Source organism: Pseudomonas sp. A25(2017) (assembly GCF_002001065.1).
Taxonomy (GTDB): domain Bacteria; phylum Pseudomonadota; class Gammaproteobacteria; order Pseudomonadales; family Pseudomonadaceae; genus Aquipseudomonas; species Aquipseudomonas kilonensis.
The window spans coordinates 1-26,610 of record NZ_MUOA01000099.1 but is presented as its reverse complement, the minus strand read 5'-3'; the positions used below and the strand labels follow the sequence as shown (position 1 = coordinate 26,610).

Annotated in this window: 27 protein-coding genes and 1 pseudogene; 14 read left to right on the top strand and 14 right to left on the bottom strand. The window is 61.0% G+C overall.

Translation table 11 applies throughout. The annotated features are described in order from the left end of the window. On the bottom strand, nucleotides 1-349 hold a 349-nt coding region (locus B0E42_RS25235), incomplete at its 3' end, for a carbon starvation CstA family protein (RefSeq protein WP_305886507.1). Nucleotides 350-507: 158 nt separating this feature from the next. Between B0E42_RS25235 and B0E42_RS25230 the strand changes: the two genes are divergently transcribed. Then, nucleotides 508-864, top strand: coding sequence for a PilZ domain-containing protein (locus B0E42_RS25230; RefSeq protein WP_018606737.1), 357 nt, complete (start codon nucleotides 508-510; stop codon nucleotides 862-864). Between the two features lie 141 nt (nucleotides 865-1,005). Here the strand turns inward: B0E42_RS25230 and radA are convergent, their stop codons facing one another. The 3 genes from radA to katB form a co-directional block, all read right to left on the bottom strand. Beyond that, nucleotides 1,006-2,373 (bottom strand): DNA repair protein RadA, encoded by a 1,368-nt coding sequence (gene radA, locus B0E42_RS25225; protein WP_018606739.1) that lies wholly within the window; start codon nucleotides 2,371-2,373, stop codon nucleotides 1,006-1,008. Nucleotides 2,374-2,415: 42 nt separating this feature from the next. After that, nucleotides 2,416-2,964 (bottom strand): ankyrin repeat domain-containing protein, encoded by a 549-nt coding sequence (locus tag B0E42_RS25220; RefSeq protein ID WP_077508133.1) that lies wholly within the window; start codon nucleotides 2,962-2,964, stop codon nucleotides 2,416-2,418. A 152-nt stretch (nucleotides 2,965-3,116) separates the two neighbouring features. Then, nucleotides 3,117-4,658 carry a catalase KatB gene (gene katB / locus B0E42_RS25215; protein ID WP_046065177.1) on the bottom strand — a complete coding sequence of 514 codons (1,542 nt, stop codon included), beginning with the start codon at nucleotides 4,656-4,658 and terminating at the stop codon, nucleotides 3,117-3,119. A gap of 282 nt (nucleotides 4,659-4,940) precedes the next feature. Here katB and mscL point away from each other — a divergent pair, with 282 nt between their 5' ends. Next, a complete protein-coding gene (gene mscL / locus B0E42_RS25210; RefSeq protein WP_018606745.1) occupies nucleotides 4,941-5,354 on the top strand; it encodes a large-conductance mechanosensitive channel protein MscL in 414 nt (137 codons plus the stop codon). Between the two features lie 55 nt (nucleotides 5,355-5,409). On the opposite strand, the gene B0E42_RS25205 is transcribed toward mscL, so the two are convergent. Continuing rightward, the gene (locus B0E42_RS25205) at nucleotides 5,410-6,186 is read right to left on the bottom strand and encodes a ferredoxin--NADP reductase (RefSeq protein WP_018606747.1); all 777 of its coding nucleotides are present in this window, start codon (nucleotides 6,184-6,186) and stop codon (nucleotides 5,410-5,412) included. Between the two features lie 281 nt (nucleotides 6,187-6,467). Here B0E42_RS25205 and B0E42_RS25200 point away from each other — a divergent pair, with 281 nt between their 5' ends. Both B0E42_RS25200 and B0E42_RS25195 read left to right on the top strand, forming a co-directional pair. Further along, on the top strand, nucleotides 6,468-7,181 hold the full coding sequence (locus B0E42_RS25200; RefSeq protein ID WP_077508130.1) for an autoinducer binding domain-containing protein: 714 nt from the start codon (nucleotides 6,468-6,470) through the stop codon (nucleotides 7,179-7,181). A 186-nt stretch (nucleotides 7,182-7,367) separates the two neighbouring features. Continuing rightward, on the top strand, nucleotides 7,368-8,507 hold the full coding sequence (locus B0E42_RS25195; RefSeq protein ID WP_053182024.1) for a methyltransferase: 1,140 nt from the start codon (nucleotides 7,368-7,370) through the stop codon (nucleotides 8,505-8,507). A 98-nt stretch (nucleotides 8,508-8,605) separates the two neighbouring features. On the opposite strand, the gene B0E42_RS25190 is transcribed toward B0E42_RS25195, so the two are convergent. The 3 genes from B0E42_RS25190 to B0E42_RS25180 are packed head-to-tail and all read right to left on the bottom strand — an operon-like array spanning nucleotide 8,606 to nucleotide 11,229. Then, nucleotides 8,606-8,770 carry a DUF2474 domain-containing protein gene (locus B0E42_RS25190; protein ID WP_018606752.1) on the bottom strand — a complete coding sequence of 55 codons (165 nt, stop codon included), beginning with the start codon at nucleotides 8,768-8,770 and terminating at the stop codon, nucleotides 8,606-8,608. Between the two features lie 11 nt (nucleotides 8,771-8,781). Then, nucleotides 8,782-9,789 (bottom strand): cytochrome d ubiquinol oxidase subunit II, encoded by a 1,008-nt coding sequence (cydB, locus tag B0E42_RS25185; RefSeq protein ID WP_018606753.1) that lies wholly within the window; start codon nucleotides 9,787-9,789, stop codon nucleotides 8,782-8,784. A gap of 3 nt (nucleotides 9,790-9,792) precedes the next feature. After that, the gene (locus tag B0E42_RS25180; RefSeq protein WP_077508127.1) at nucleotides 9,793-11,229 is read right to left on the bottom strand and encodes a cytochrome ubiquinol oxidase subunit I; all 1,437 of its coding nucleotides are present in this window, start codon (nucleotides 11,227-11,229) and stop codon (nucleotides 9,793-9,795) included. A 520-nt stretch (nucleotides 11,230-11,749) separates the two neighbouring features. On the opposite strand from B0E42_RS25180, the gene B0E42_RS25175 reads away from it, so the two are divergent. Then, on the top strand, nucleotides 11,750-12,988 hold the full coding sequence (locus B0E42_RS25175; protein WP_014340310.1) for an MFS transporter: 1,239 nt from the start codon (nucleotides 11,750-11,752) through the stop codon (nucleotides 12,986-12,988). Here B0E42_RS25175 and B0E42_RS25170 read toward each other — a convergent pair. Further along, nucleotides 12,985-13,164: pseudogene (locus tag B0E42_RS25170) on the bottom strand (hypothetical protein); the annotation flags it as partial. The gene B0E42_RS25175 and the pseudogene B0E42_RS25170 sit on opposite strands and share 4 nt — an antisense overlap. A 90-nt stretch (nucleotides 13,165-13,254) precedes the next feature. On the opposite strand from B0E42_RS25170, the gene B0E42_RS25165 reads away from it, so the two are divergent. Next, complete coding sequence (locus tag B0E42_RS25165; RefSeq protein WP_024618210.1) at nucleotides 13,255-13,533, top strand: type II toxin-antitoxin system RelE/ParE family toxin; 279 nt, start codon at nucleotides 13,255-13,257, stop codon at nucleotides 13,531-13,533. 15 nt (nucleotides 13,534-13,548) lie between these two features. Then, nucleotides 13,549-13,836 carry a HigA family addiction module antitoxin gene (locus B0E42_RS25160; RefSeq protein ID WP_018606762.1) on the top strand — a complete coding sequence of 96 codons (288 nt, stop codon included), beginning with the start codon at nucleotides 13,549-13,551 and terminating at the stop codon, nucleotides 13,834-13,836. A 6-nt stretch (nucleotides 13,837-13,842) separates the two neighbouring features. On the opposite strand, the gene B0E42_RS25155 is transcribed toward B0E42_RS25160, so the two are convergent. Then, a complete protein-coding gene (locus tag B0E42_RS25155) occupies nucleotides 13,843-14,409 on the bottom strand; it encodes a DJ-1 family glyoxalase III (RefSeq protein WP_014340316.1) in 567 nt (188 codons plus the stop codon). Nucleotides 14,410-14,560: 151 nt separating this feature from the next. After that, nucleotides 14,561-15,016 (bottom strand): DUF4879 domain-containing protein, encoded by a 456-nt coding sequence (locus tag B0E42_RS25150; RefSeq protein WP_003205802.1) that lies wholly within the window; start codon nucleotides 15,014-15,016, stop codon nucleotides 14,561-14,563. A gap of 204 nt (nucleotides 15,017-15,220) precedes the next feature. Between B0E42_RS25150 and B0E42_RS25145 the strand changes: the two genes are divergently transcribed. From B0E42_RS25145 to B0E42_RS25130, 4 genes are all read left to right on the top strand, one after another. After that, entirely contained in the window at nucleotides 15,221-16,516 is a 1,296-nt protein-coding gene (locus B0E42_RS25145) for an NCS2 family permease (RefSeq protein WP_077508124.1), read from the top strand. Then, nucleotides 16,513-17,592: a tRNA (uridine(54)-C5)-methyltransferase TrmA gene (gene trmA / locus B0E42_RS25140; RefSeq protein ID WP_018606771.1), complete on the top strand. Its 1,080-nt coding sequence runs from the start codon at nucleotides 16,513-16,515 to the stop codon at nucleotides 17,590-17,592. Before B0E42_RS25145 ends, trmA begins: the two co-directional genes overlap by 4 nt. A 302-nt stretch (nucleotides 17,593-17,894) precedes the next feature. Then, on the top strand, nucleotides 17,895-18,335 hold the full coding sequence (gene aroQ / locus B0E42_RS25135; protein WP_014340320.1) for a type II 3-dehydroquinate dehydratase: 441 nt from the start codon (nucleotides 17,895-17,897) through the stop codon (nucleotides 18,333-18,335). A gap of 5 nt (nucleotides 18,336-18,340) precedes the next feature. Next, nucleotides 18,341-19,192: a shikimate dehydrogenase gene (locus tag B0E42_RS25130; protein ID WP_371103553.1), complete on the top strand. Its 852-nt coding sequence runs from the start codon at nucleotides 18,341-18,343 to the stop codon at nucleotides 19,190-19,192. 118 nt (nucleotides 19,193-19,310) lie between these two features. Here B0E42_RS25130 and B0E42_RS25125 read toward each other — a convergent pair whose 3' ends face one another. Continuing rightward, the gene (locus tag B0E42_RS25125; protein ID WP_053189895.1) at nucleotides 19,311-19,988 is read right to left on the bottom strand and encodes a TetR/AcrR family transcriptional regulator; all 678 of its coding nucleotides are present in this window, start codon (nucleotides 19,986-19,988) and stop codon (nucleotides 19,311-19,313) included. Nucleotides 19,989-20,091: 103 nt separating this feature from the next. After that, complete coding sequence (quiC, locus tag B0E42_RS25120) at nucleotides 20,092-21,993, bottom strand: 3-dehydroshikimate dehydratase QuiC (protein WP_053189896.1); 1,902 nt, start codon at nucleotides 21,991-21,993, stop codon at nucleotides 20,092-20,094. 266 nt (nucleotides 21,994-22,259) lie between these two features. On the opposite strand from quiC, the gene B0E42_RS25115 reads away from it, so the two are divergent. Continuing rightward, nucleotides 22,260-23,597 (top strand): MFS transporter, encoded by a 1,338-nt coding sequence (locus B0E42_RS25115; RefSeq protein ID WP_018610772.1) that lies wholly within the window; start codon nucleotides 22,260-22,262, stop codon nucleotides 23,595-23,597. Nucleotides 23,598-23,736: 139 nt separating this feature from the next. Here B0E42_RS25115 and B0E42_RS25110 read toward each other — a convergent pair whose 3' ends face one another. Beyond that, on the bottom strand, nucleotides 23,737-24,615 hold the full coding sequence (locus B0E42_RS25110) for a DMT family transporter (protein ID WP_018610770.1): 879 nt from the start codon (nucleotides 24,613-24,615) through the stop codon (nucleotides 23,737-23,739). Between the two features lie 252 nt (nucleotides 24,616-24,867). Between B0E42_RS25110 and B0E42_RS25105 the strand changes: the two genes are divergently transcribed. Beyond that, nucleotides 24,868-25,752 (top strand): neutral zinc metallopeptidase, encoded by an 885-nt coding sequence (locus B0E42_RS25105; protein WP_018610767.1) that lies wholly within the window; start codon nucleotides 24,868-24,870, stop codon nucleotides 25,750-25,752. Next, on the top strand, nucleotides 25,753-26,610 hold an 858-nt coding region (locus B0E42_RS25100; protein ID WP_077508121.1), incomplete at its 3' end, for a hypothetical protein.

Sequence of the window (26,610 nt, the reverse complement as noted above, 5' to 3'; positions counted from 1 at the left end):
AATAGCCCATCTGCGCCGCCAGCACCGGCCCGACCAGCGGCCCCGCGCCGGCAATGGCCGCGAAGTGGTGGCCGAACAGAATGTGTTTGTTGGTCGGGACATAGTCCAGGCCATCGTTGTTGAGCACAGCGGGGGTGGCCCGGCGCGCATCGAGTTGCATCACGTTGTTGGCGATGAAGAGGCTGTAGTAGCGGTAGGCGACCAGGTAGATGGCCACGGCTGCGACGACGATCCAGAGGGCGTTGATCGCCTCGCCTCGACGCAATGCCACGACGCCCAGGGCGCACGCGCCTACGACGGCCAGCAGTAGCCAGGGTAGATGGCGCAGCAGGCTATTATTGTTTTTCATTTTTATATTCCAGCCAGGGTGGACAAGAAAGATAGCCACAGGAGTTTAGCGCTAACCCGGGCAAAGGCCATACTCGACATTCGTCTGTCGGTTGCCGAACGGTGACGAGGCTCCCTCAGTAGGGTCTATAGTCAATGAATCTTCAGAGGGAATGCGTAATGAGCGAACGTCGCCGCTTCGTACGAGTTGACTTCCATGCCAGGACCGAGCTGAGCCAGGGCCCCTTCATCTGGCCGGTAGAGTTGCTGGATCTGTCCCTCAAGGGGTTGCTGATCAAGAAACCCGCACCCTGGCTTGGCGATATCGAACGTCCCTTCATGGCTGATATTCATTTGAGCCCTGATGCTGAGATCAAAATGGAAGTTCGGTTGGCCCATGATGACCATGGTCACCTGGGCTTCGCCTGCGAGCACATTGACCTGGACTCCATCGCACACCTACGCCGGCTGGTAGAGCTGAACCTGGGCGACCATGACGAGTTGGAGCGGGAGTTGGCGGCGTTGATCCAGATCTGAAAAGCCCGGTCCCTTGTGACGAGGGGATTCTGTGGGAGCAAGGCTTGCCCGCGATGGCGGCGATGCGGTCCTTCAAAATCGAGTCGTCTGCATCGCGAGCAAGCTTTGCTCCCACATACAGTCCTTGCGCAATTGCCAGCGCTATTCGAACAACGCATCCAACGCCTGTTCCAGGCGCGTCACGGCAATGATCTGCAACCCCGGCGGGGCTTCCTTCGGCGCGTTACCCTTGGGCACGATGGCGCGTTTGAAACCGTGCTTGGCCGCTTCCTTGAGCCGCTCCTGCCCGCTGGGTACAGGTCGCACTTCACCCGACAACCCCACTTCGCCGAACACCAACAGATCATGGGGCAGCGGCCGGTTGCGCAGGCTGGACATGACCGCCGCCATCAACGCCAGGTCGGACGCGGTTTCCAGCACCTTGACCCCGCCCACGACGTTGAGGAACACGTCCTGGTCGTGAGTCGGAATCCCACCGTGTCGATGCAGCACCGCCAGCAACATGGCGAGCCGATTCTGATCCAGGCCCAGGGTGACCCGGCGCGGGTTCGCCAGGTGGCTGTCGTCCACCAGCGCTTGCACCTCGACCAGCATCGGCCGGGTGCCTTCCCACGTTGCCATGACCACGCTACCGGGGACTTCTTCCTGGGCACGCGTCAGAAAAATCGCCGAAGGGTTTGAGACTTCTTTCAAGCCCCGGTCGGTCATGCCGAACACACCCAGTTCGTTGACGGCACCAAAGCGGTTCTTCACCGCCCGCAGCAAACGCAGGCGACCATCGGATTCGCCTTCGAAATACAACACGGTATCGACCATGTGCTCCAACACGCGCGGCCCCGCCAGCGCGCCTTCCTTGGTGACGTGGCCCACCAGGAAAATCGCCGTGCCGCTCTGCTTGGCGTAGCGCACCAGCAGCGCCGCGCTTTCGCGCACCTGGGACACGCCGCCCGGGGCCGATTGCAGCTGTTCGGTGAAAATGGTCTGGATCGAGTCGATCACCATCACCTTGGGTTTTTCCAGGCGCGCCGTGGCGATGATGGTTTCGATGCAGGTCTCGGTCATGACCCGCAACTGGTCCTGGGGCAACCCCAGGCGCCGCGCGCGCATGGCGACCTGCTGCTGGGATTCTTCGCCTGTGACGTACAGCGCCGGCATGCGGGTGGCGAGGCTGCACAAGGTTTGCAACAGGATGGTGGATTTGCCGATGCCCGGATCGCCGCCGATCAGCACCACCGAACCGTCCACCAGGCCACCGCCCAGCACGCGGTCCAGTTCACCGGATGCGGTGGAAAAACGCGGGACTTCTTCGACGCTGACTTCGGCCAGGGTCTTGATCTGCGCCTGCTGACCGGCCCAACCCGTACGACCGGTGGGCGCCGCCGCACCGCCGCTTTCCACCATGGTTTCGGTCAGGGTGTTCCAGGCCCCGCATTCGCTGCATTGGCCGGCCCATTTGGGAAAGGTCGAGCCGCACTCGGTGCAGCCGTACATGCGCTTTGCCTTGGCCATCTGAACTCCGGGTAAAAACCGCGATGATAGCCCACGCAGCGGTCAGCGCGGGGCCGGCATTCTGATTTCCCCCCTCGCCAGATCCACCGCGGTATTGCCCAACGGGTCCTGGGCCTGCAGATCGGCGCCCTTGGCCTTCAAGGCGTCGAGCAACTCGGCACGCTTGAACAGGCCGGCATACATCGCCGCGGTCTGCCCGGCACCGTTGCGTTGGTCCGGGCTGCAATCGGTGGACAACAAACGCCGCGCAATCTGCACTTCGCCCTTGAAAATGGCGCCCATCAACGCCGTGTTACCACGTTTGTCCTGGGCACAGGCATCGGCGCCAGCGGCCAGCAGCCGCTCCACCGCCGGGCCGTGGCCGTGATAAGCCGCCAGAATCAGCGCGGTGTAGCCCTTTTCATCCTGGGTATTGAGCGAATAACCGGCCCCGATAAAAGTCTCGAGCATCGGCACGTCGCCGCGGCGAGCGGCGTCGAAATAATAGTTTTGCAACTGTTCCTGGACCGCAGCCGGTTCGGTGGGTATTGGCTGATCGGCCAGTACGCTCACTGACCACGTCGCAAGCATCGATAAAAGAAATCTGCGCATCATGACGTCTCCTCTGGCAGATGACTGTGGGGGCATGGTTGTGGGAGCAAGGCTTGCCCGCGATGCAGACAACTCGGTCTGGTTTCAGACCCCAGCGCCTGTTTCGCGAGCAAGCTTTGCTCCCACAGGTCATGCACCTGCCTGGCTGTGGATCAGTCAGTCAGTTTTTCTGCCAGGGCCTTGACCCGAGCCAGGTCGCCTTTGGCGACACGAGCCACGCCAGTGCCGTACTCAGGGTCAGCCTTGTAGAGGAACGACAGGATGATGTGCTTGCTCTCGTCATCGGTGGTCGCCAAAGAGCCGCCGAAGCTGTCGATCAGGTCATCACGCTCTTTCTTGCTGAACGAACGATACAAATCACCGGCTTGCTTGAAGTTCTGCTCACGCTGGATCTTCGCCTGCTGGGTACTGCCGGTCAGCGCGGTCTGGCTATAGCGTGCCGCTTGCGGTTCTTCACGCGGCGTCAGGCGGCTCGGCTGATAATTCACCCCGGTGCTGGTGCTGCCTGGGTTCATCGCACCGTCCTGGTTACCGTTGTTCACCGCCACCTTGGGGGCGTTGATCGGTAATTGCAGGGCATTGGCGCCTATCCGATACATCTGCGTGTCGGCGTAGGAAAATACTCGTCCCTGGAGCAAACGATCTTCGGAAGGTTCGATACCCGGCACCAGATTGGCCGGCGCCATGGCCACCTGCTCGGTTTCCTGGAAGACATTCGCCGGATTGCGGTTCAAGACCATTTGCCCAACTTTGCGCTCAGGCACGCCCGGCCAGATCTTGGTCGCGTCGAGTGGGTCGAAGTCAAACTTGGCAAGGTCCTGTGGGTTCAGTACCTGGACGTACAAGTCCCACTTCGGGAAGTCGCCCTTATTAATATGAGTCACCAGATCATTTGTCATATGGCTGTAATCTTGACCCTGAACTTTCACAACTTCTTTCGGATCGAGATTTTTCAAGCCCTGCAAACTTTTCCAATGAAACTTCACGTAGTGAACTTCACCCTTGGCATTAACCAACTTGTAGGCATGTACACCATTGCCGTCCATTTCGCGGTAACTGGCCGGTGTCCCGGAGTTGGAATACAACTCGGTCAGGGTGCGGGTCGATTCTGGAACATGGGAGAAGAAATCGAAGCGGCGTGAATCATCGTCCAGGTTGGTCCGCGGGTCGGGTTTGAAGGCGTGGACCATGTCCGGAAACTTGATGGCATCGCGGATGAAGAAGGTCGGGAAGTTGTTACCCACCAAGTCCCAATTACCGTCGGCGGTGTAGAACTTCGTGGCGAAACCACGGGGATCGCGCAGGGTTTCCGGCGAATGATTGCCGTGCACCACGGCAGAAAAACGCACGAACACCGGCGTGACCTGGCCTGCGGCAAAGACCTTGGCCTTGGTCAGGTCGCTGAGGTCGTCGGAAACGGTGAATGTGCCATGGGCACCGGTCCCACGGGCATGCACCACGCGCTCGGGGATACGTTCACGGTCAAAACGCTGGAGCTTCTGGATCAACTGCACGTCTTGCAGCAGGGTCGGGCCGTTGGGGCCAGCCGTTTGCGAGTTCTGGTTGTCGCCGACAGCCGCACCGTTGTCCCGGGTCAGGGTGGCCGCGTTGACAGACAAGGACAAAAGGCTCGCGGTCAGCACAAAAAAAGCGCGGCGATGGGAATAAGCCCCGTGGCCAAGGGAAGTGTTCATAGGCGTGTTCCTCTGATGTTATAGAGCGCATCCATGTGCGCCATCCAGAGGCTAGTGCTCGGAAAAGGAAAACCTAAATAGAAATGCCGTACCGTGTCGATAGAAAAAACGTTGTAGGGCACCAGGCTGAAACCGCGTATCACGCGCGATTGATGGCACTTTGAAAACTTTTCACCCGGGACCGGGTCGATAATTGAAGCTTTGTAAGCAGGCGTTTCGAGCAAGACTCGTCGGGCTGACTTACACTGCCACTCATCTTTAATCTGTCACAAGGAATAACTCATGGGCGTGCTAAGCGAGTTCAAGGCCTTCGCGGTCAAAGGCAATGTCGTCGACATGGCCGTCGGGATCATCATCGGTGCCGCTTTCGGCAAAATCGTTTCGTCATTCGTTGGCGACGTGGTCATGCCTCCGATCGGCCTGCTGATTGGTGGAGTGGACTTCAGTGACCTGGCCATCACCCTCAAGGCCGCCCAGGGTGAGGCGCCTGCCGTTATGCTGGCCTACGGTAAATTCATCCAGAGCACCATCGACTTCATCATCGTGGCGTTCGCCATTTTCATGGGCGTCAAGGCCATCAACCGCCTCAAGCGTGAAGAAGCCGTGGCTCCTAGCGCCCCACCGGTTCCGACCAAGGAAGAACTGCTGCTCACCGAAATTCGCGACCTGCTCAAGACCCAGAACGAGCGGCCCTGAGGCAGTCAGTCACTGACCCCTCCTGTGGCGAGGGGATTTATCCCCTCGCCACAACCTACCAGTAGTTTTCCACCGCCACCTGGCCCGGCCGACGAGTCAGGCTCAGTTGCAGCCCCCTGGCCTTGAGCAACTTGCGTGTGTCATCGATCATTTGCGGATTGCCGCACAGCATCACTCGCGAATGCTCCGGCGTCAGCGCTACGCCGGCCGCCCGCTCCAGCTCGCCATTTTCGATCAGCGTGGTGATCCGCCCACTGAGCGCCCCCGGATGTTGCTCACGGGTGACGCTCGCAATGAAACGAAACTTGTGGGCGTACTCGGCCAGGTAGTCGCGCTGGGGCAGTTCCTTGATCAGCGCCTGATACGCCAGCTCCTGCGCCTCGCGCACGCTGTAGACCAGGATGATCCGCTCGAATTTTTCCCAGACCTCAAAATCCTGGAGGATCGAAAGAAACGGCGCCACACCCGTTCCGGTAGACAGCAGCCACAAATCCCGACCATCGACAAAGCGATCCAGCGTCAGGTAGCCGAAAGCCTGGCGATCCACCAACAGTGCGTCACCCGGCTGCAGGCGGCTGAGCTCACTGGTGAACTCGCCATCGGGAACCACGATGGAAAAGAATTCGAGGAACTCGTCGAACGGCGAAGACACCATGGAATACGCCCGCCAGACGGTGGTTCCGTCCGCCTTGACGACCCCCAGCCGGGCAAACTGACCCGCCCGAAAGCGAAAGCCGCGATCCCGGGTCGTGCGCAACGTAAACAGATGAGGCGTCAACGGCTGGACATCGAGCAGGGTTTGGCGGGTGAACTTCTCTGCGCTGTCGGTCATGAGCCACTCCTATGGGACAAGACATACAGTGTCCCGCAAAGTGAACCGTTTCACCACCGACGGGCAAGTAATAGCACTTTAGTTGCACTCATCCCATTTAAACCTTTACCAAAACTGTACAAAGTTAGAACACTGTAAAAGAAATCAATCTACAGAACTAATGCATTACAATTTTGTAAGCTAGTTAAAAAAAATCTCACTACAAGTTAGGAAAAGTCCTACACTAAAAATTCGCATCAGGGATTGGATCCGCATGGACGAATCAAACCCAGGAGAAAGCGATGGACAGGTGGAAGGACTTGTTGCTGAGGAAGTTATCCTGTGAAAAAGACCTGCAGACGGCCTATCGTCTGGTAGTGAATTTCTTTAACAATCAAGGATTTGAATACTGTGCATTTGCAACCTATCTCGGAAGTCCCAACAAACACACCAGTAAGGTGAACCTGAATAATTACCCTTATGGATGGGATCGGCTTTATGAACAAAACGGTTACGCATCGAACGACCCACTAGTAGCACATTGCAATCAATCACCACTTCCGATCATGTGGGATGAGAATGTTTTCGCTCAGGCCCCTAAGTTATGGCGAGAACTTAATCGACAAGGACTCAAGTACGGCTGGACCCAGGCCGTTCATGACGAACAAGGGGCACAGTCCAGCCTGTTCAGCCTTGCACGAACCCACTGTCCCATCGATATCGAGGAGCACTATGCAAATCTCGGCTACGCCATCTTCGCCAGTCAAAAGCTGCATGTGCTTGCCAGCAAAAAACTGGCGGACGCCCTCGCAGTCCAGCCAAAATGTCACTTGTCACCCAGAGAGATCGAAGTATTGAGGTGGTCAGCCGAAGGCAAGACGGCGTCGGAAGTGGGCAGGATCCTTTGTCTTTCCGAACGAACCGTGAATTTCCATGTGTGCAGTTGCATGCGAAAACTGAACGTCAGCAATAAGATTTCAGCGGTGGCTAAAGCCGCCCAGATCCATGTGATCTGACCCGTGGCACGACACTGTCGAGCTGAAAAACCCACGAGTAATGTGCAACAAAAAAACGTACCATTTACGGTTCCACTTGGATGATGCCGCTTCTTGCACGCGACGTCGTTCATTCAGGAGGTCCCGCACGCACAGACACCTACCTCCAGGCAGCGGGACATTCGTTGATCTCCAGAGTCCCCAGCCATGCCCCTGCTCGACAGCCCCTTCGCCCAACTCGACCTGATCCGCCAACCCGAACAGCAGAACGAACCACTGCAAGCCTTCGATGCGGCCGACGAGTACCTGCTCGCGTACCTGGCCGAACAACAGCCGAGCGCACAGACTCGGGTCCTGGTACTCAATGACGGCTTCGGCGCCCTGGCGGCCAGTCTGGCGGACAACGTCCTGGTGACCAGCAGCGGTGACTCCTTCCTGGCGTTGCAGGCGCTGGAGAAAAACCTGGTGCGCAATGGCCGATCCTTCGATGCAGTGCCGACGCTGCCCGCCAGCGAGCCACTGACCGGCCCGTTCGATCGCGTCCTGATCAAAGTACCGAAAACCCTGGCCTTGCTGGAGGAACAGCTGATTCGCCTGCAAGGCCAACTGGCGCCAGGCGCCCAGGTGATTGCCGGGGCCATGATCAAGCACCTGCCCCGGGCCGCTGGCGATTTGTTGGAGCGGTATATCGGCCCGGTGCAGGCCTCCCTGGCGGTGAAAAAAGCGCGGCTGTTGATTGCCACGCCACAACCCGGCTCTTCACAAGGCAGTGCGCCGATCGTATCGCCCTACCCCACGCGTTACTGGTTGGACGAGCCAAAGATCGAGCTGCTCAACCACGCCAACGTGTTCTGCCGCGAAGGCCTGGACATCGGCACCCGTGCGTTCCTGCCACATCTGCCGAAAAACCTCGGGACGGCCCGGGTCGCGGACCTGGGGTGCGGCAACGGCGTGCTGGCCATCGCCAGCGCGCTGCAAAACCCCGAGGCCCATTACACCCTGGTGGACGAGTCGTATATGGCCGTGCAATCGGCCGCCGAGAATTGGCGTGCAGCCCTGGGCGAACGCGAAGTGACCCTGCGGGCCGGTGATGGCCTGGCCGGACAAGAGGCGCAGTCACTGGATGTGGTGCTGTGCAATCCACCCTTCCACCAGCAGCAAGTGGTGGGCGATTTCCTCGCCTGGCGGATGTTCCAGCAGGCTCGCGAAGCGCTGGTGGTGGGCGGCGCGCTGTACATCGTCGGCAACCGGCACCTGGGTTACCACAGCAAACTGGCGCGGTTGTTCCGCGGTGTCGAGCAAGTGGCCGCCACGCCGAAATTCGTGATCCTCAAAGCTCGCAAATAAATCGTCTGCGGGAGCAAAGCTGGCTCGCGATGCAAGCACCTCGGTTCCTGCGAGACCGCAGTGTCCTCATCGCGAGCAAGCTCGCTCCCACAGGGCGATCAGTGAGTGGTCAGGCCCGCGGCATTCATGAACATCCGCATCAGGCTGGCGACGATGAACAGCGCCAGCACACTACCGGTCCAGATCGTCACCAGCCAGCCGAGTCGCTGCCAGAGAGGCTTGCGTTCGGCAGCCTCGATGTCTTTCAAGTCAGGTTTGGCCATGCTCGACGCCCTCAATGGTAACCATCGTCGTGGGTCACCTTGCCGCGGAACACGTAGTAGCTCCAGAAGGTGTACACCAGGATCAACGGAATGATGAACAGTGTGCCGACCAGCATGAAACCCTGGCTCTGGGGCGGTGACGAGGCGTCCCAGATCGAGATGGACGGCGGCACGATGTTCGGCCACAGGCTGATGCCCAAGCCGCTGTAGCCGAGGAAGATCAGCACCAGGGTCAGGATGAAGGGCGTGTAGTTGGCATTGCGCGCCACCGCGCGGAACAAGCCGTACATCGTCACCAGCACCAGGATCGGCACCGGCAGGAACCAGAACAGGTTCGGCAGGGTGAACCAGCGGGCCGCGATGTCCGCATGGGCCAGCGGCGTCCAGATGCTGACAATACCGATCACCGCCAGCACCACGAACGCCAGAGGCCGGGCCAGGTCATGCATCTGCTCTTGCAACTTGCCCTCGGTCTTCATGATCAGCCAGGTGCAGCCGAGCAATGCGTAGGCCGCGATCAACGCCAGGCCACAGAACATCGTGAATGGCGTGAACCAGTCCAGGGAGCCGCCGGCAAACTGGCGATTGACCACCTCGAAGCCGTCGATGAACGCCCCCAGCGCCACACCCTGGAAGAAGGTGGCCGTCAGCGAACCGCCAATGAATGCCTTGTCCCAGAGGTGACGCTTCTCAGCCTTGGCCTTGAAGCGGAACTCGAAGGCCACGCCGCGGAAGATCAGGCCGATGAGCATCAGGATCAACGGCAGGTACAGCGCCGAAAGCACCACCGAGTAGGCCAGCGGAAACGCTCCGAACAACCCGGCACCGCCCAGCACCAGCCAGGTTTCGTTACCGTCCCAGACCGGGGCCACAGTGTTCATCATCACGTCGCGGTCGCGCTCGCCCTTGACGAAGGGGAAGAGAATGCCGATCCCCAGGTCGAAGCCGTCCATGATCACGTACATCATGATGCCGAAGATGATGACCACGGCCCAGATCAGCGGAAGATCAATACCCATGATTCAATTCCCCTTGTTCGAGCGGTCGTTGTGGTCGATGTCGTCGCCGTCATCGGCGGCCGACAATGGTCGGGCCGGCGTGCGTTTCTGGCCCGGGCCACCATCGCTCGGCTCGGTTTCGTGGGCCTCCGGCCCCTTGCGCACCAGGCGCATCATGTAGCTCAGGCCCGCACCGAACAGCGCGAAATACACCACGACGAACAGCACCAGGGTGATGCTCATCTGGGCGAAGCTGTGGCCGGACGAAGCATCGGCCGTGCGCATCAGGCCATAGACCACCCAGGGCTGGCGGCCGATCTCCGTGGTAAACCAGCCAGCCAGGATCGCGATCAGCCCGGACGGCCCCATCCACAGCACCATGTAGAGGAACGGCCGGGATTGATAGATCCGATCGTTGCGGCGCAGCCACAGGCTGCACAGGCCGGTGAAAATCATCAGCAGCCCAAGGCCGACCATGACCCGGAACGACCAGAACACGATGGTCGAGTTCGGTCGGTCCTCAGGCGGGAACTCCTTGAGGGCCGGCACCTGCTTGTCCAGGCTGTGGGTCAGGATCAGGCTGCCCAGGTAAGGAATTTCCACGGCGTATTTGGTTTTTTCCGCCTTCATGTCGGGCCAGCCGAACAGGATCAGCGGGGTCGGTTCATTGCCGACGTTTTCCCAGTGGCCCTCGATGGCGGCGATTTTCGCCGGTTGATGCTTGAGGGTGTTCAGGCCATGGAAGTCGCCGATGACCGCCTGTATCGGCGCCACCAGCAAGGCCATCCACATCGCCATCGACAGCATCCGGCGAATGGCCGGGTTGTCACGGCCGCGCAGCAAATGCCAGGCCGCCGACGAGCCGACGAAGAACGCCGTGGCGACAAACGCGGCGGTGGACATGTGCAGCAATCGATAAGGGAACGAGGGGTTGAACACCACCGCCAGCCAGTCCACCGGGATCACCCGGCCGTCGATGATTTCGTAACCCTGGGGGGTTTGCATCCAACTGTTGGAGGACAGGATCCAGAAGGTCGAGATCAGGGTGCCGATCGCCACCATGACCGTGGAAAAGAAATGCAGGCCGCGGCCGACGCGATTCCAGCCGAACAACATCACACCCAGGAAGCCCGCCTCGAGGAAGAATGCCGTGAGCACCTCGTAGGTCAGCAACGGCCCGGTCACCGCACCGGCGAAGTCCGAGAAACGACTCCAGTTGGTCCCGAACTGATAGGCCATGACCAACCCGGACACCACCCCCATGCCGAAGTTGACGGCAAATATCTTCGACCAGAAGTGGTACAGGTCGCGGTAGGTGTCATCGCGGGTCTTGAGCCACAAGCCTTCGAGTACCGCCAGGTAACTCGCCAGGCCAATGGTGATGGCCGGGAACAGGATGTGGAACGAGATGGTGAACGCGAACTGGATTCGGGCGAGATCGAGCGCCTCCAAACCGAACATAAGTCTTCCTCTGTCAGGTAAAACCGGCTGCGGGCGGGGCCTGCATCACTATCCCCAGGGATATGGAGTGCGATGCTTTTCAAATCGTTCTTTTTATAACCGTCACAACGCAGGACTCTGGCCGGATGGCCACCAGCCCAACGCCTCGAGAGGTATTGACCTGGATCAAGCAATGTTCAAAGAGTAGCCGCATTCTCGTCGATGAACGGCGTGGTCGTTTGTCGCGTGACAGGTTGTCTCAGTGCTGGCTGAGGCGAAGGGATGTGTGGGAGCAAGGCTTTGTGGGAGCAGGCTGTGTGGGAGCAAGGCTTGCCCGCGATACAGGCAATGCGGTCTTTCTGAAATCGAGTCGCGTCCATCGCGGGCAAGCCTTGCTCCCACAAAGGGATAAATCCCCTCGCCACAAAAAAACGGTGCGATGTGGAAGATCGATGCTTGGCTAACTATTTTTCCAGCCACCGCAACTTCCAGTTACAGCTCGGTGATAATCTCGATGCCTTCATCACCGGACCCGTCATAGATGCCCAGCCAAGCGCCGCTGCTGCTCCGTCACCACCGTCCCTTCATCGCCTTCTGGCTGGCCCGGATATTCACCGCCAGCGGCTTCCAGATGCTCACCGTGGCCATCGGCTGGAACCTCTATCAACTGACCGGCAACGTCCTGGACCTTGGCCTGGTGGGGTTGGTGGAGTTTGCCCCGCGCGTGCTGTTCATGCTCCACACCGGGCATGTGGCCGACCGCTATGACCGGCGCAAGGTGGCGGCCATCTGCCAGTCATTGCAGGCGATGATTGCCCTGGCGCTGGTGATCGGCAGCGCCACTGACAACGTCACGCGGGAAATGATCTTCATCCTCGCCTTCCTGCTGGGCGCCGCCCGCTCCTTCGAAATGCCCACCACCCAGGCGCTGCTGCCGAGCATCGTGCCGGCTGCGCTGTTTCCCCGTGCCGTGGCCGCCGCGCAATCGGCCCAGCAGTCGGCCACCATCGTCGCCCCGGCGCTCGGCGGCTTGCTCTACGCCTTTGGCAGTGTCTGGGTCTACGGGCCGACGGTGCTGCTTTACCTCATCGCCTGCGGCCTGATGCTCAACCTGCCCGCCCGGCAGACGCCGCTGAACAAAGGCAAGGCGACGCTGGATTCGTTGCTCGCCGGGATTCGCTTCATCCGCAGTCGCCCGGACATTCTCGGGGCGATCTCCCTGGACCTGTTCGCGGTGTTGCTCGGCGGCGCGACGGCGCTGCTGCCGGTGTTCGCCAAGGACATCCTGCTCACCGGCCCGTGGGGCCTGGGCCTGTTGCGCTCGGCACCGGCGGTCGGGGCCTTGCTGATGTCGCTGTGGCTGGCGCGGTTTGCCGTGGAGCGCAAGGTCGGCCGGGTGATGTTCACGGCGGTGGGCGTGTTCGGCGTCGCCACCATTGCATTCGGCCTCTCCACTTCGTTCTGGTTTTCCCTGGCGGTGCTGGTGGTGCTGGGCGCGGCGGACATGATCAGCATGGTGATCCGTGCCTCCTTCGTACAACTGGAAACACCGGATGAAATGCGCGGCCGGGTCAGCGCGGTGAACGGGTTGTTCATCGGCGCCTCGAACCAGTTGGGCGAGTTCGAGTCCGGCCTCACCGCCCACTGGTTCGGCACCGTGCCGGCGGTGGTCATGGGCGGCGTCGGCACGCTGCTGGTCACCGGAACCTGGATCAAACTGTTCCCGACCCTGGCCAACCGTGACCGGATGCACGAACCGGTGGATGAAGCAAAAGCCTAGAGCAGCTTGTCGAGGGTGATCGGGAAATCCCGCACCCGTTTGCCGGTGGCGTGATAGATCGCGTTGGCCACCCGATTGACCTTCACGGGACCCAAGTCTTCATCTACCAATACCTCGACGAACACCGCCGAGTGGGTGGCGGTGGCGTAGGCCTGGCGCTTTTCGTCCGGCTCAGCAGTGGCAACCGCAAGAGACACAGATTTTCCTGGCATGTGCGGTATCTATGTACCGCACCGAGTGTAATGTATCGCCTTACACTCGATTCCATGATTAAATCCTTCCAGCACAAAGGCCTCAGGCTCTTTTATGAGACGGGGTCGACCCGTGGTATCCGGGCGGACCACGGGAAACGCCTGGCCCGCATGCTCCAGTTCATGGACAGGGCGCAGGTCGCCAACGACTTGGATATTCCCGGATGGCGATTGCATCCGCTCAAGGGTGAGCTGGATGGATACTGGTCGCTGGGGGTTTCGGGGAACTGGCGGGTTATTTTTCGTTTCATCGGGTCCGATATCGAACTGGTCGATTATCTGGACTACCACTGATCAGGAGGCTGGAACATGCCCATGCACAATCCGCCACACCCTGGCGAAACCTTGCGGCTGGACGTGTTGCCCGAGCTGGGCATCACGGTCACCGAACTGGCGCGACACCTGGGCTTCGCCCGGCCTCATCTCTCCCGGGTATTGCATGGTCATGCGCCCATCAGCCCCGATCTGGCCGTGCGCCTGGAGCGTGCCGGGATCGGCAAGGCCAGGGTCTGGCTGGGCGTCCAGACCGATTACGATTTGTGGCAAGCCGAGCAGCGCGTGCAGCCTGTGATCGAGCCGTTCCCACAACACGCTTGATGTCCGTCAGGCCAGCAACTCCGCCGCCACCACACTCCTCACGCCCTTGCCACTGAGTTGTTCCACCAGCGTCAAGGCAAACGCCAGGGCGGCGGCCGAACCCTGGGCGGTGATGCAGTTGCCATCCACCACCACGGGTTGATCGACGAAGCTGCACCCGGACAACTGCTGGCTGACGGCGGGCAGGCAGGTCATGCGCCGTTGGCGCAGGACGCCAAAGGCCTGTAGCGCCAGGGCCGGGGCTTCGGCGATGGCGGCGAAAAACCGTCCGGTGGCGGCCTGGCCCTTGATCAGTTGTTGCAGCGGCTGATGGGCCGCCAAGTGTTGGGCGCCGATGATGCCGCCCGGCAGGACGACCAGGTCGAAGTCCTGCACGAGCACGTCCACCAGCATGCCATCGGCCGTCAGGCGCGTGCCGCGGGCGCAGGTGAGCATCCGTCGCCCTTCGATGCTCGCCACCACGGTTTCGATCTGCGCTCGACGCAGCACATCGATCAGGGTGACCGTCTGCAAGTCGTCGACACCCTCGGCGACGACTATCAGGGCTCGGGGGATCTTGGTTCCTGGAATCATGGGCGCTCTCTCCACTGGCTGATACCTGTAGTGTAGGAGCTGCCGAAGGCTGCGATCTTTTGATAGGCGCTTGAGATTCAAGCGTCAGAGGGGAAGATCGCAGCCTCGCTTCGCTCGACAGCTCCTACACAGCTCCTACATGGGACAGCGGTTATTTGATGTACAGCTGGGTCGACATCCGGTTGCCCGGTGCGTTGATCGAGATGTTGCTGAAGCTGAAGGTGCCCTCTTGCTTGCCCTTCAGGTCGAAGATGTACACATAGCCAACGACCTTGGTCCGCACGGAGCAGTCGTTAAGGTTGCCGTTACTGTACGCACACACGGGCGAGCGGGTGCCGTCGACTTCAAAGCCGTCCAGGGTGACATGGGGCTGGCGGCCATAACCGACCTCCAGCACGTAGACCTTGATATTCGGGCCGCTGTGGTCGCAACGCGTCTGTGCCTGCCCCGGGACGATGTCCTCGAAGCCACAGGCCGGCGACTCGACCTTGAGCACCTTGACCTCGCTCAAGGGCGGTGCCGACGCGGCATTGGCGGCCTGGCCGGACAACCACCAACCCAGCATGCAACCCACCGCCGCCAGCAGCTTTTTATTCATGCAATACATAGAGACCTCCCGGAACCGCGCGCAGTATGGCCCACTTGGCGCGTTGGCAAAACATCGACGACGATCGCAGCCACAACGCTACGCTGCTGGTATGATGCGCGGCTTTTTCCGACCCGCAGAAAATTCCCGGGCGCCGCTGGCGACCTGTGCTTTGCTGTTGAGGTCGATACATTCACGGCGCCGGGCGCGCCACGGGGAGCAGACATGCTGGAAAGGCTGTTTCAACTCAAGGCACACAACACCAACGTGCGGACCGAGATCCTGGCGGGCGTCACAACGTTCCTGGCGATGGCCTACATTCTGTTCGTCAACCCGAGCATCCTCGGCGAAACCGGCATGGACAAGGGCGCGGTGTTCGTCGCCACCTGCCTGGCAGCGGCCATTGGCTCCACGGTCATGGGCCTGATCGCCAACTATCCGATCGCCCTCGCCCCGGGCATGGGCCTGAATGCCTTCTTTACCTACACCGTGGTCCTGCACATGGGCCACACCTGGCAAGTGGCGCTGGGCGCGGTGTTCATCTCCGCCGTACTGTTCTTCATATTGTCGATCTTTCGTATCCGCGAATGGATCATCAACAGCATCCCGCTGCCGCTGCGCTCGGCGATTGCCGCCGGTATCGGCCTGTTCCTGGCGCTGATCGCCCTGAACAACGCCGGCATCGTGGTGAAAAACCCGGCGACCATGGTCGGCCTCGGCGACTTGAAACAACCGGCGCCGATCCTCGCGACCCTCGGCTTTGTCCTGATCGTCGCCCTCGAAGCCTTGAAAGTACGCGGCGCGGTGCTGATCGGCATCCTGTCGGTCACCATCGTTTCGATCCTGATGGGCTTCACCTCGTTCAACGGCGTCATCTCCGCGCCGCCATCCCTGGCCCCGACCTTCCTGCAACTGGACATCAAGGGCGCCCTGGACATCGGCCTGGTGAGCGTGATCTTCGCCTTCCTGTTCGTCGACCTGTTCGACAACTCCGGCACCCTGATCGGCGTCGCCAAGCGCGCCGGGCTGATGGGCAAGGACGGCCACATGCCGAAGATGGGCCGTGCGCTGATCGCCGACAGCACCGCCGCCATGGCCGGTTCGCTGCTGGGCACCTCCACCACCACCAGCTACATCGAATCGGCGGCGGGCGTCAGTGCCGGCGGCCGCACCGGCCTGACCGCCGTCGTCGTGGCGATCCTGTTCCTGCTGGCGCTGTTCTTCTCGCCACTGGCCGCCAGCGTCCCGCCCTTCGCCACCGCCCCCGCCCTGTTGTTCGTCGCCGTACTGATGACCTCGGGCCTGGCGGAAATCGACTGGGACGACATCACCGTCGCCGCGCCCGTGGTGGTGACCGCCCTGGCAATGCCGTTCACCTATTCCATCGCCAACGGCATCGCTTTCGGTTTCATCGCCTGGACCGCCATCAAACTGGTCTCGGGCCGTGGCCGTGAGTTGAACCCGGCGCTGGTCATTCTGTCGATCCTGTTCGTGATCAAGTTGGGTTGGTACAACGCATGACTTTTGATTCCCAGGCCTACGCCGCTCAGCTCCAGGACAAAGTCACCCGCTTGCGTGACCTGTTGGCGCCATTCGAGGCACCAGAACCTGCGGTGTTCGATTCGCCCCTGAAGCACTTCCGCCTGCGCGCCGAATTCCGTCTCTGGCGCGAGGCCGGCGAACGGCATTACGCAATGTTCTCCCAGGACGACAAGCGCACACCGATCCTCATTGAAGAGTTTCCCATCGCCAGCCTGCGCATCAACCAGTTGATGCCGCAACTCAAGGCCGCCTGGCAAGCCAGCGCGCCCCTGAGCCACAAGCTGTTCCAGGTGGAGTTCCTGACTACCCTGGCGGGTGACGCGATGATCACCCTGTGTTATCACCGCCCGCTGGACGAGCACTGGCACGCTGCCGCCTCGAAGCTGGCGGCAGACCTGGGCGTGAGCATCATTGGCCGCTCCAAGGGCAAGCGCGAAGTGATCGGCCACGACTACGTGGTAGAGAAGCTCGAAGTGGGCGGTCGCACCTTCAGCTATCGCCAACCCGAAGGCGCCTTCACCCAGCCCAACGGCACGGTGAACCAGAAGATGCTCAACTGGGCCTATGACGCGCTGGGCGATCGCAGCGACGATCTGCTGGAGTTGTACTGCGGCAACGGCAACTTCACCCTGCCCCTGGCCACCCGCGTGCGCAAAGTGCTGGCCACCGAAATCAGCAAGACCTCGGTGAACGCCGCGCTGAGCAACCTCAGCGAAAACGCTGTGGATAACGTCACGCTGGTGCGCCTGTCCGCTGAAGAGCTGACCGAAGCCCTGAACGAAGTCCGGCCATTCCGTCGCTTGCATGGTATTGACCTGAAAAGCTACGAATTCGGCAGTGTCTTCGTCGATCCGCCTCGCGCCGGCATGGACCCGGACACCTGCGAGCTGACACGGCGCTTCGACAACATCCTGTACATCTCCTGCAACCCGGACACCCTCGCCGCGAATATCGCGCAACTGAACGACACCCACCGCATCACGCGTTGCGCGTTGTTCGATCAATTTCCCTGGACCCATCACATGGAGTCTGGGGTGTTGTTGACTCGGCGTTAAACGCTGGGGCGACCTCCCTCTGGCTGGGCAAAGCTCTGTGGGAGCAAGGCTTGCCCGCGATACAGGCAATTCGGTCTTTCAGAAATCGAGGTGCCTGCTTCGCGGGCAAGCCTTGCTCCCACAAATAAATCTCCTCGCCACAATTACTCTCCCTCCTCCCCCGACCAAGGTCATGTTCGATCATCGAACACTTATTGGCCGATGTCGGCTGCTTTATTTGACCAAATTAACCATCTAGTACAATTTATCTCCAACGGCTGAAACCCCGCCGACACCAACAATAAAAATGTGGAGAAATTGCGATGCCTCCGATCGTTCTGGTGCTCAACGGCCCGAACCTGAACCTGCTCGGCACCCGCGAGCCGGCGACTTATGGCCATGAAACCCTGGCTGACATCTCGGCACTGTGCGGCCGCGCCGCTGAAGAATTCGGCCTGGCGGTGGAGTTTCGCCAGACCAACCAGGAAGGCGAATTGCTCGACTGGGTTCACGGCGCCCGTGGCCGCTGCGCCGGTATCGTCATCAACCCGGCAGCCTGGACCCACACCTCCGTGGCGATCCGCGATGCCTTGGTGGCCAGCGAAGTACCGGTCATCGAAGTCCACCTGTCCAACGTCCACGCCCGTGAGACCTTCCGTCATCACTCCTTCGTCTCATCCGTCGCCATTGGCGTGATGTGCGGGTTTGGTAGCCATGGTTATCGTCTGGCCCTTGAACATTTCAGTCAGCGGTTGAAGGGTTGATGAGCATGTCGAATATCACTGTGCTGGCCGGCCTGATCGGCGCGGGCATCCAGGCTTCTCGCACGCCTGCGCTGCATGAGCATGAGGGCGATGCCCAAGGCATGCGTTACCTCTATCGGCTGATCGACCTCGATGCGCTGAAGCTCGACAGCGGCGCCCTGGCCGATCTACTGGTGGCCGCCGAACGCATGGACTTCACCGGCCTGAACATCACCTTCCCCTGCAAGCAGGCGATCATCCCGCTGCTCGATGAGTTGTCACCCGAGGCCCGTGGTATCGGCGCGGTCAACACCGTGGTGCTCAAGGACGGCAAGCGCATCGGCCACAACACCGACTGCCTGGGGTTCGCCGAAGGTTTTCGTCGCGGCCTGGGGGATGTGGCGCGCAAGCGTGTGGTCCAGATGGGCGCCGGTGGCGCCGGCGCGGCGGTGGCCCATGCGCTGTTGATGGAAGGCGTAGAAACCCTGAGCATTTTTGACGTCGAGGTCAGCCGTGCCGAGGCGCTGGCCAACAACTTGAATCAACACTTCGGCGCTGGCCGCGCCCGCGCCGGGCATGACCTGCCCACCGCCATGGCCGAGGCCGATGGCCTGGTGAACACCACGCCCATGGGCATGGCAAAACTACCGGGCATGCCGGTGCCGGTCGAGCTGTTGCGCGGCACTTTATGGGTCGCGGAGATCGTCTACTTCCCACTGGAAACCGAACTGCTGCGCAACGCCCGCGCGGTCGGCTGCCGCACACTGGATGGCGGCAACATGGCCGTGTTCCAGGCGGTGAAGGCGTTCGAACTGTTCAGCGGCGTGGCACCAGATGCGCAGCGGATGCTGGCGCATTTCCAGGACATGAATCACTGAAGCCTGACTACATCCCCTGTGGGAGCGGGCTTGCTCGCGAATGCGGTGTGTCAGCAAGCAAATGTGCAACTGACACACCGCATTCGCGAGCAAGCCCGCTCCCACACTGGATTCGGTGTCAGGCCTGCAGATAGCGCAATACCGATTCACAGACCATCTGCCGATGCCGCTGCTTGACCGCTTCATCCGACAGGTCGATCTGAAAGATCTCACCGAACGTCTGGCGATTGGACACCCGGTAAAAACAGAACGAACTGATCAGCAGATGCACATCCAGCGGCTCGAGGCCGGCACGGAACACACCCTCTTCAGCGCCGCGCCGCAGGATCACGCCCAGGGAATCGAGGATGGTATTGGTCATCGCCTTGATCGCGCCTGACTGCTTCACGTACTCGGCGTTGTGGATGTTCTCGATGCAGACGATGCGCACGAAATCCACATTGCGATCGTGGTGGTCGAAGGTGAACTCCACCAGGCGCCGGATCGCGTCGACCGGGGCCAGTTCCGCCAGGTGCAGGCGGCTCTCGGTGGTGCGGATATCGCCGTAGAGTTTTTCCAGCACCTCGACGTACAACTGCTCCTTGCTGCCGAAGTAGTAGTAGATCATGCGCTTGGAGGTGTGGATGCGCTCGGCGATGGCGTCGACCCGGGCACCGGCCAGGCCTTGCTGGACGAACTCGACGATGGCTTCCTGAAGAATGTTTTCCCGGGTCTTCTCCGGGTTGTTCTTGCGACTCTTGCGCGGCGCGACGACGGGTTCGTCGAGCGCTGCGGAAAGCTCTGGATTCATAGTCATTGCGGGGCTCACGGCCATCACTGCACAGGCTGGCGATTATGGGCCGCACCGTGCACTGAAGGAAGCCACGACACGGCCCATTACCGCCACGTTTACGATTTCCCTACAACTTGGCGTGTCGCAAACCACCGCTGCGGGACTTGGCCATGGCCGCCAGGCGCACCGCGACATTGGCGGCGCCATAACCGACGTAACCGTTCTTGCGCTGGATGATCTCGAAGAAAAAACGCCCTTCGAACGGCTCGGTGTAGACGTGGAACAGCTCGCCACCCTGGGCGTCACGGTCATACAACACGTTGAAGTAGGCCAGTTCGCTGAGGAACTCGTCGTCGAAATCGAAACGCGCCGCCAGGTCGTCGTAGTAATTGAGCGGGATGTCCAGCAACGGTACGCCCGCCTCTTTGGCACGACTGACCTGGGCGAAGATGTCGTCGCAGTCGAAGGCGATGTGATGCACGCCGGAGCCGCGATAACTCGACAGCGCGTGTGAGATCGCGGTGTTGCGGTTCTCGGAAATGTTCAGCGGCAAGCGGATCGAACTGCAGCGGCTGCGCAGCGCACGGCTTTTTACCAAGCCATAAGGGTCGGGCAAGACCACTTCGTCGTCGGCCTCGAAATCCAGCAGGCTCTTGTAGAACAGCACCCAACTGTCGAGGCTGTCGGCCGGTAGCGCCATCGCCATGTGGTCGATGCGCTTGAGCCCGGCCCCAATGACCGCACCCGGCTGCAGGTTGAAATCGGTGCCATAGACGTCGGCCTGCTGGTCCACCAGGTAAATCAGGCTACCGTCCGGTGCGCGCACCGCCGCCAGCTCCAGTTCATTGGGGCCCACCAACCCACGATAGGGCTGGCCTTTGTAGGCAACGGCCCGCTCCAGGGCGCTGGCGCTGTTTTTCACGCGCACGGCGGTGGCGCACAACGACGGTCCGTGGGCTTCGAAAAAACTGTGGGCGAACGAGTACGGTTCGCTGTTGAGGATCAGGTTGATATCGCCCTGGCGCAGCAAGCTCACATTCTTCGAGCGATGCTGGCCGGCCTTGACGAACCCCAGCCGTTCCAGCCAATGGGACAGCTTGGCACCGAGGTTATCGTCCACGGCGAACTCGAGGAATTCGATGCCGTCGTATTCGCTGGCCGGCGGCGTGGCGAACAGGATATCGGCATGGCCAACGGCGCTCGCCTCTTCGGCCAGGCGCTGGCGGGTCTTTTCTTCCAGGTACAGCAGCGAGCGCAGGCCGTCGGCGGCATTGGCCCGCGGCGGCGCGGCGCGGAAACCGTCGTTGAAGATTTCCAGCGACAGCGGTCCGGTGTAGCCACTCTTGATGATCGGCGCCAGGAAACCCGGCAAGTCGAACTCGCCCTGCCCCGGGAAACAACGGAAATGCCGGCTCCATTCCAGGACATCCATGGCCAGGATCGGCGCGTCGGCCATCTGCACGAAGAAGATTTTGTCGCCGGGGATCTCGGCAATCGCGCTCGGATCGCCCTTGAGGGACAAGGTATGAAAGCTGTCGAGCAACACGCCGAGGCTGGGGTGATCGGCTTGGCGCACGATGTTCCAGACCTGTTGATAAGTATTGACGTGGCGGCCCCAGGCCAGCGCTTCATAACCGATCCGCAAGCCCCGCGCACCGGCCCGTTCGGCCAGCAGGCGCAGGTCATCGATGAGAATCTGTTCATCGCCGACGCTGTCGGCCGAAGCATTGCTGCACACCAGCACCAGGTCGGTGCCCAGTTCCTGCATCAGGTCGAACTTGCGCTCGGCCCGCTCCAGGTTGCGCGACAGGCGATCGCGGCGGCAGCCTTCGAAGTCGCGAAACGGCTGGAATAACGTGATGGCGATGCCCAGGTCGGCGCACATCTGCCTGATTTCCCGAGGGCTGCCATCGTAGTAGAGAAGGTCGTTCTCAAAAATTTCCACCCCATCAAAACCGGCGGCGGCAATGGCTTCGAGTTTTTCCGGCAAGGTACCGCTCAAGGACACGGTGGCAATGGAACGCTGCATGACTTCGGCTCCCGGGACAGGCATCGGCTACAAAAGGTGCGCCGCTTTTTAAAGAGTCAGCCGATTATTGAGCTGTCAGTTTCTTTCAGCAATTTAATATGTACCATCCGGTTAGTTTTTTGGGCGATTATCGAACAAAATGCCCATAGCTGAATTGACGATTTTTTGCTCACTGCGCACCATCGCTCCCACATGGATGCCGGCCCTGCCGACCTCGATGGACAGACCCAGACCAACCATAAGAATTTCAAAAACGGGTACACGCTATGATCCCTTCCCAAAGTTCCCGCCTGGCCCCCGCCCTGGGAGTCTCCACCGGCACCATCGGTGACAAGATCCGCGGCGCCATGGCCGTGGGCAAGACCCGTTGGGGCATGCTCGCCCTGGTGTTTTTCGCCACGACCCTGAACTACATCGACCGCGCCGCCCTGGGCGTCATGCAGCCGATCCTGGCCAAAGAAATGAACTGGACGGCGATGGACTACGCCAACATCAACTTCTGGTTCCAGGTCGGTTATGCCGTCGGCTTCGTGTTGCAGGGGCGGCTGATCGACCGGATCGGCGTCAAGCGCGTGTTCTTCTGCGCCGTGCTGCTCTGGAGCCTGGCGACCGGCGCCCACGGCCTGGCCACCTCGGCGGTGGGCTTCATGGTCTGCCGCTTTATCCTGGGCCTCACCGAAGCCGCCAACTACCCGGCCTGCGTGAAGACCACACGGCTGTGGTTCCCGGCGGGCGAGCGGGCCGTGGCCACCGGTATCTTCAACGCCGGGACCAACGTCGGCGCGATGTTCACCCCGATGCTGCTGCCGCTGGTCCTGCACGTGTGGGGCTGGCAGGCGGCGTTCCTGTGCATGGCCGCCCTCGGCGGGATCTGGTTGCTGTTCTGGGGCCTGAAATACTTCAACCCCGAAGACCATCCCACCGTCAAACAGTCGGAACTGGACTACATCCAGGCCCAGGACGAACCGGACCAGGTCCGCGTGCCGTTCTCACGCATCCTGCGCATGCGCGGCACCTGGGCGTTCGCCCTGGCCTACTCGATCACCGCCCCGGTGTTCTGGTTCTACCTCTATTGGCTGCCGCCGTTCCTGAACCAGCAGTACAACCTGGGCATCAACGTGACCCAGATGGGCATCCCGCTGATCATCATCTACCTCACCGCCGACTTCGGCAGCGTGGGCGGCGGGATCCTGTCTTCGTTCCTGATCGGCCGTGGCCTCAATCCGATCAAGGCGCGACTGGTGTCCATGCTGCTGTTCGCCTGCTGCATCATTGGTGTGATCATGGCCGCGGGTTCCAGCAGCCTGTGGATGGCGGTGTTCGCCATTTCCCTGGCCATCGGCGCGCACCAGGCCTGGACCGCCAACATCTGGAGCCTGGTCATGGACTACACGCCCAAGCACATGATGAGTACGGTGTTCGGCTTCGGCGGCATGTGCGCGGCCATCGGCGGGATGTTCATGACACAACTGGTGGGCCACATCCTCACGATCACCAATAACAACTACACCGTGCTGTTCACCCTGATCCCGGCGATGTACTTCATTGCCCTGACCTGGCTGTACTTCATGGCACCGCGCAAGGTGCCTACGCTGGAAAACTGATACCAGTCAGCCCGGGATTATTTATCCCACCGTGGGAGCAAGGCTTGCCCGCGATGAAGGCGCCTCGGTTCACTCAGGACCGCATCGTCTTCATCGCGGGCAAGCCTTGCTCCCACAATTGCCCCCTTCACAATCGGTGTTAAGCCCGCCGCTGTTGCCACGCCGCCGCCAACCCACTCAAGCAGATCAAGGCGATACCCACCACGGTGGTCAGCGTCGGCGTGTGGTTGAACAACAACCAGCCCAGCAGCCCGGCAAACACGATCTGGCAGTACCCGAACGGCGCGAGCAGCGCCGGGGCGGCAAAGCGGAAGGCCTGGGTCAGCATCAGGTGCGCCGTCATCCCGCAGGCGCCCAGCGCCAGCATCATCGCACCGTGCAACAGGCTTGGCACTTGCCAGAAGAACGGCACCAGCGCGCTCATCACCAAGGTATTGCACAGGCCGGCGAAGAAGTTGCTGGTGGTCGGGCTGTCGATCTCGCTGAGCTTGCGCGTGAGCAGTTGGTAGAAACAGAAGAACAGCGCCGAACAGAACGGCAGTATCACCGCCGGGGTGAACAGATCGCCGCCGGGATGGACAATGATCAACACCCCGATAAAACCGAAGATCACCGCGATCCATTGGCCGCGTGTCACGTGTTCGCCCAGCAATGGCACCGACAACGCGGTGACCAGCACGGGCGCGAGGAAGTTGACCGCCGTCGCCTCCGCCAGTGGAATGAACATCAACGCGGAGGTGAAAAACAGACTGGTGCCCAGCAGGCACAACGCCCGGGCCAACTGCCATAGCGGGCGCTTGGTACGCAGCACCCGCAGCCCCGAGCGCGGCAGGAAAATACCCGCCATCAACAACGTGTGCACCACGTAGCGCGCCCAGACCACCATGACGATCGGATAAAAACCCGAGAGGTATTTCGACAACGCGTCATGACTGGAGAACAGGAACGTTGCGACCAGAATAAGCACGATGCCCTTGAAAGCCTGATTGACGCCGGAGAGCGGTGTGCTGACGGTCATGAGGGAAACCTGCGTTGCTTGATGTAAGGGCCGTGACGCACGATGCAGTTGTTGGGCCAGCGAGCATACCGATAAGTTCTGAATCCGAAGTGTAATGAAAATTCCGCAGCCAGGCAGGATTGGCTCATCGCTGAACCAAACCCCGTGTCCGTTGCCTGACAGCTCAAGCGCGGCGCGCACCTTGGGCGCCTAAAAGCTAGACTCATCGCCACAGCAGTCATTTCTCGCAGCGTCATTCAGAGGGTTTCCCACATGTTATGGAAAAAAGGTCGCCGCAGTGACAACGTGGTGGACGCTCGCGGTGACGGTGGGGGCGGCGGCGGAATGCGTTTCGGCGGCGGCAAGGGGTTGAGCCTGACGGCCGTCCTCCTGATCGTCGGCATCGGCTGGATCACCGGTCAGGACCCGATGCAGATTCTCGGGCAACTGGCCGGGCAGATGGACCAGTCCGCCCCCGCCACTTCACAAACCCGCCAGGCGCCACCGGCCAACGATGAACAGGCCGAGTTCGTGCGCTCGATCCTCGGCGATACCGAAGACACCTGGGGCCAGGTGTTCCAGCAGGCCGGACGCCAATACCAGCAACCCAAACTGGTGTTGTTCAGCGGTCGGGTCAACTCGGCCTGCGGCCTTGCCTCATCGGCGACCGGTCCGTTCTATTGCCCGGCAGACCGGCAAGTCTATCTGGACATGAGCTTCTTCAAGGAAATGTCCCAACGCTTCGCCGCGGCCGGTGACTTCGCCCAGGCCTACGTCATTGCCCACGAAGTCGGACACCATGTGCAGACGCTGCTCGGCGTGTCGGCGAAAATCCAGGAAGCGCGCCAGCAAGGCCGGCAGATGGAAGGCGACGGCGGCTTGTTGGTACGCCAGGAGTTGCAGGCCGATTGCCTGGCGGGTGTGTGGGCCAACCATGCGCAAAAACGCCTGAACTGGCTGGAGCCGGGAGACATCGAGGAGGCCTTGAACGCCGCCAATGCCATCGGCGATGACCGCTTGCAGCAACAAGGCCAGGGCCGCGTGGTGCCGGACTCCTTCACCCACGGTACTTCGGCACAGCGCGTGCGCTGGTTCAAGACCGGATTCGCCCAGGGCCAGGTCAGCCAGTGCGACACGTTCGCGGCGAAAGCCCTGTAGATGAAGTGGGGGGCGTTGATCGGGCTGGTGCTGTGCTGCGCCGTTGCCCAGGCCGAGGAACATGGCGTCAACGTGGTCGCCCAAGGGCGACTGCAGTTCAAGGGCGGCGCCATGGCCGTCGGCGTAAGCCCCCCGCCGGCGTCCATCCAGCGCGTGCTGATCATCCTCCACGGTCGGCTGCGCAATGCCGACACCTACCTGCACAGCGCCGAAAAGGCTGCCGGGCAGGCCGGACAACTGGGCACCACCCTGATCATCGCCCCGCAGTTTCTCAATGAACAGGACGTGGCGCGCCATCAATTGCCCAATGACCTCCTGCGCTGGCAAGGCAACGACTGGATGGCCGGTGGCCTGTCCACAGGGCCCAATCCAGTCAGTTCGTTCCAGGTACTGGACGACATCGTTGCGCGAGTCAGTGACCGGCAGCAGTTTCCCGAAGTGAAAGAGATCGTCATCGCCGGCCATTCCGGCGGCGCCCAGGTCGTGCAGCGCTATGCCCTGCTCGCCCACGGCCAATACCGGATCAGCCCACGCTTTGTCATCGCCAACCCGTCGTCCTATGCCTACTTCGATGCGCAACGGCCCATGGCGTTCGACCCTGCCAGTTGCCCTGGCTTCAACCGCTGGAAATACGGCCTGCAGGACATGCCCGCCTATGCCGCCGGACAAACACCCGCCCGGCTGGAGGAAAACTACGTCAAGCGCGACATCGTCTATCTGCTCGGGCAACAAGACACCGACCCGGAACATCCGGCGCTGGATAAAGGCTGCGAAGCACAAACCCAGGGGCCGTATCGATTACTGCGCGGGCGTTTCTTTTTCGACTACCTGACCCGGCGCCATCCCGAGGGGTTGAAC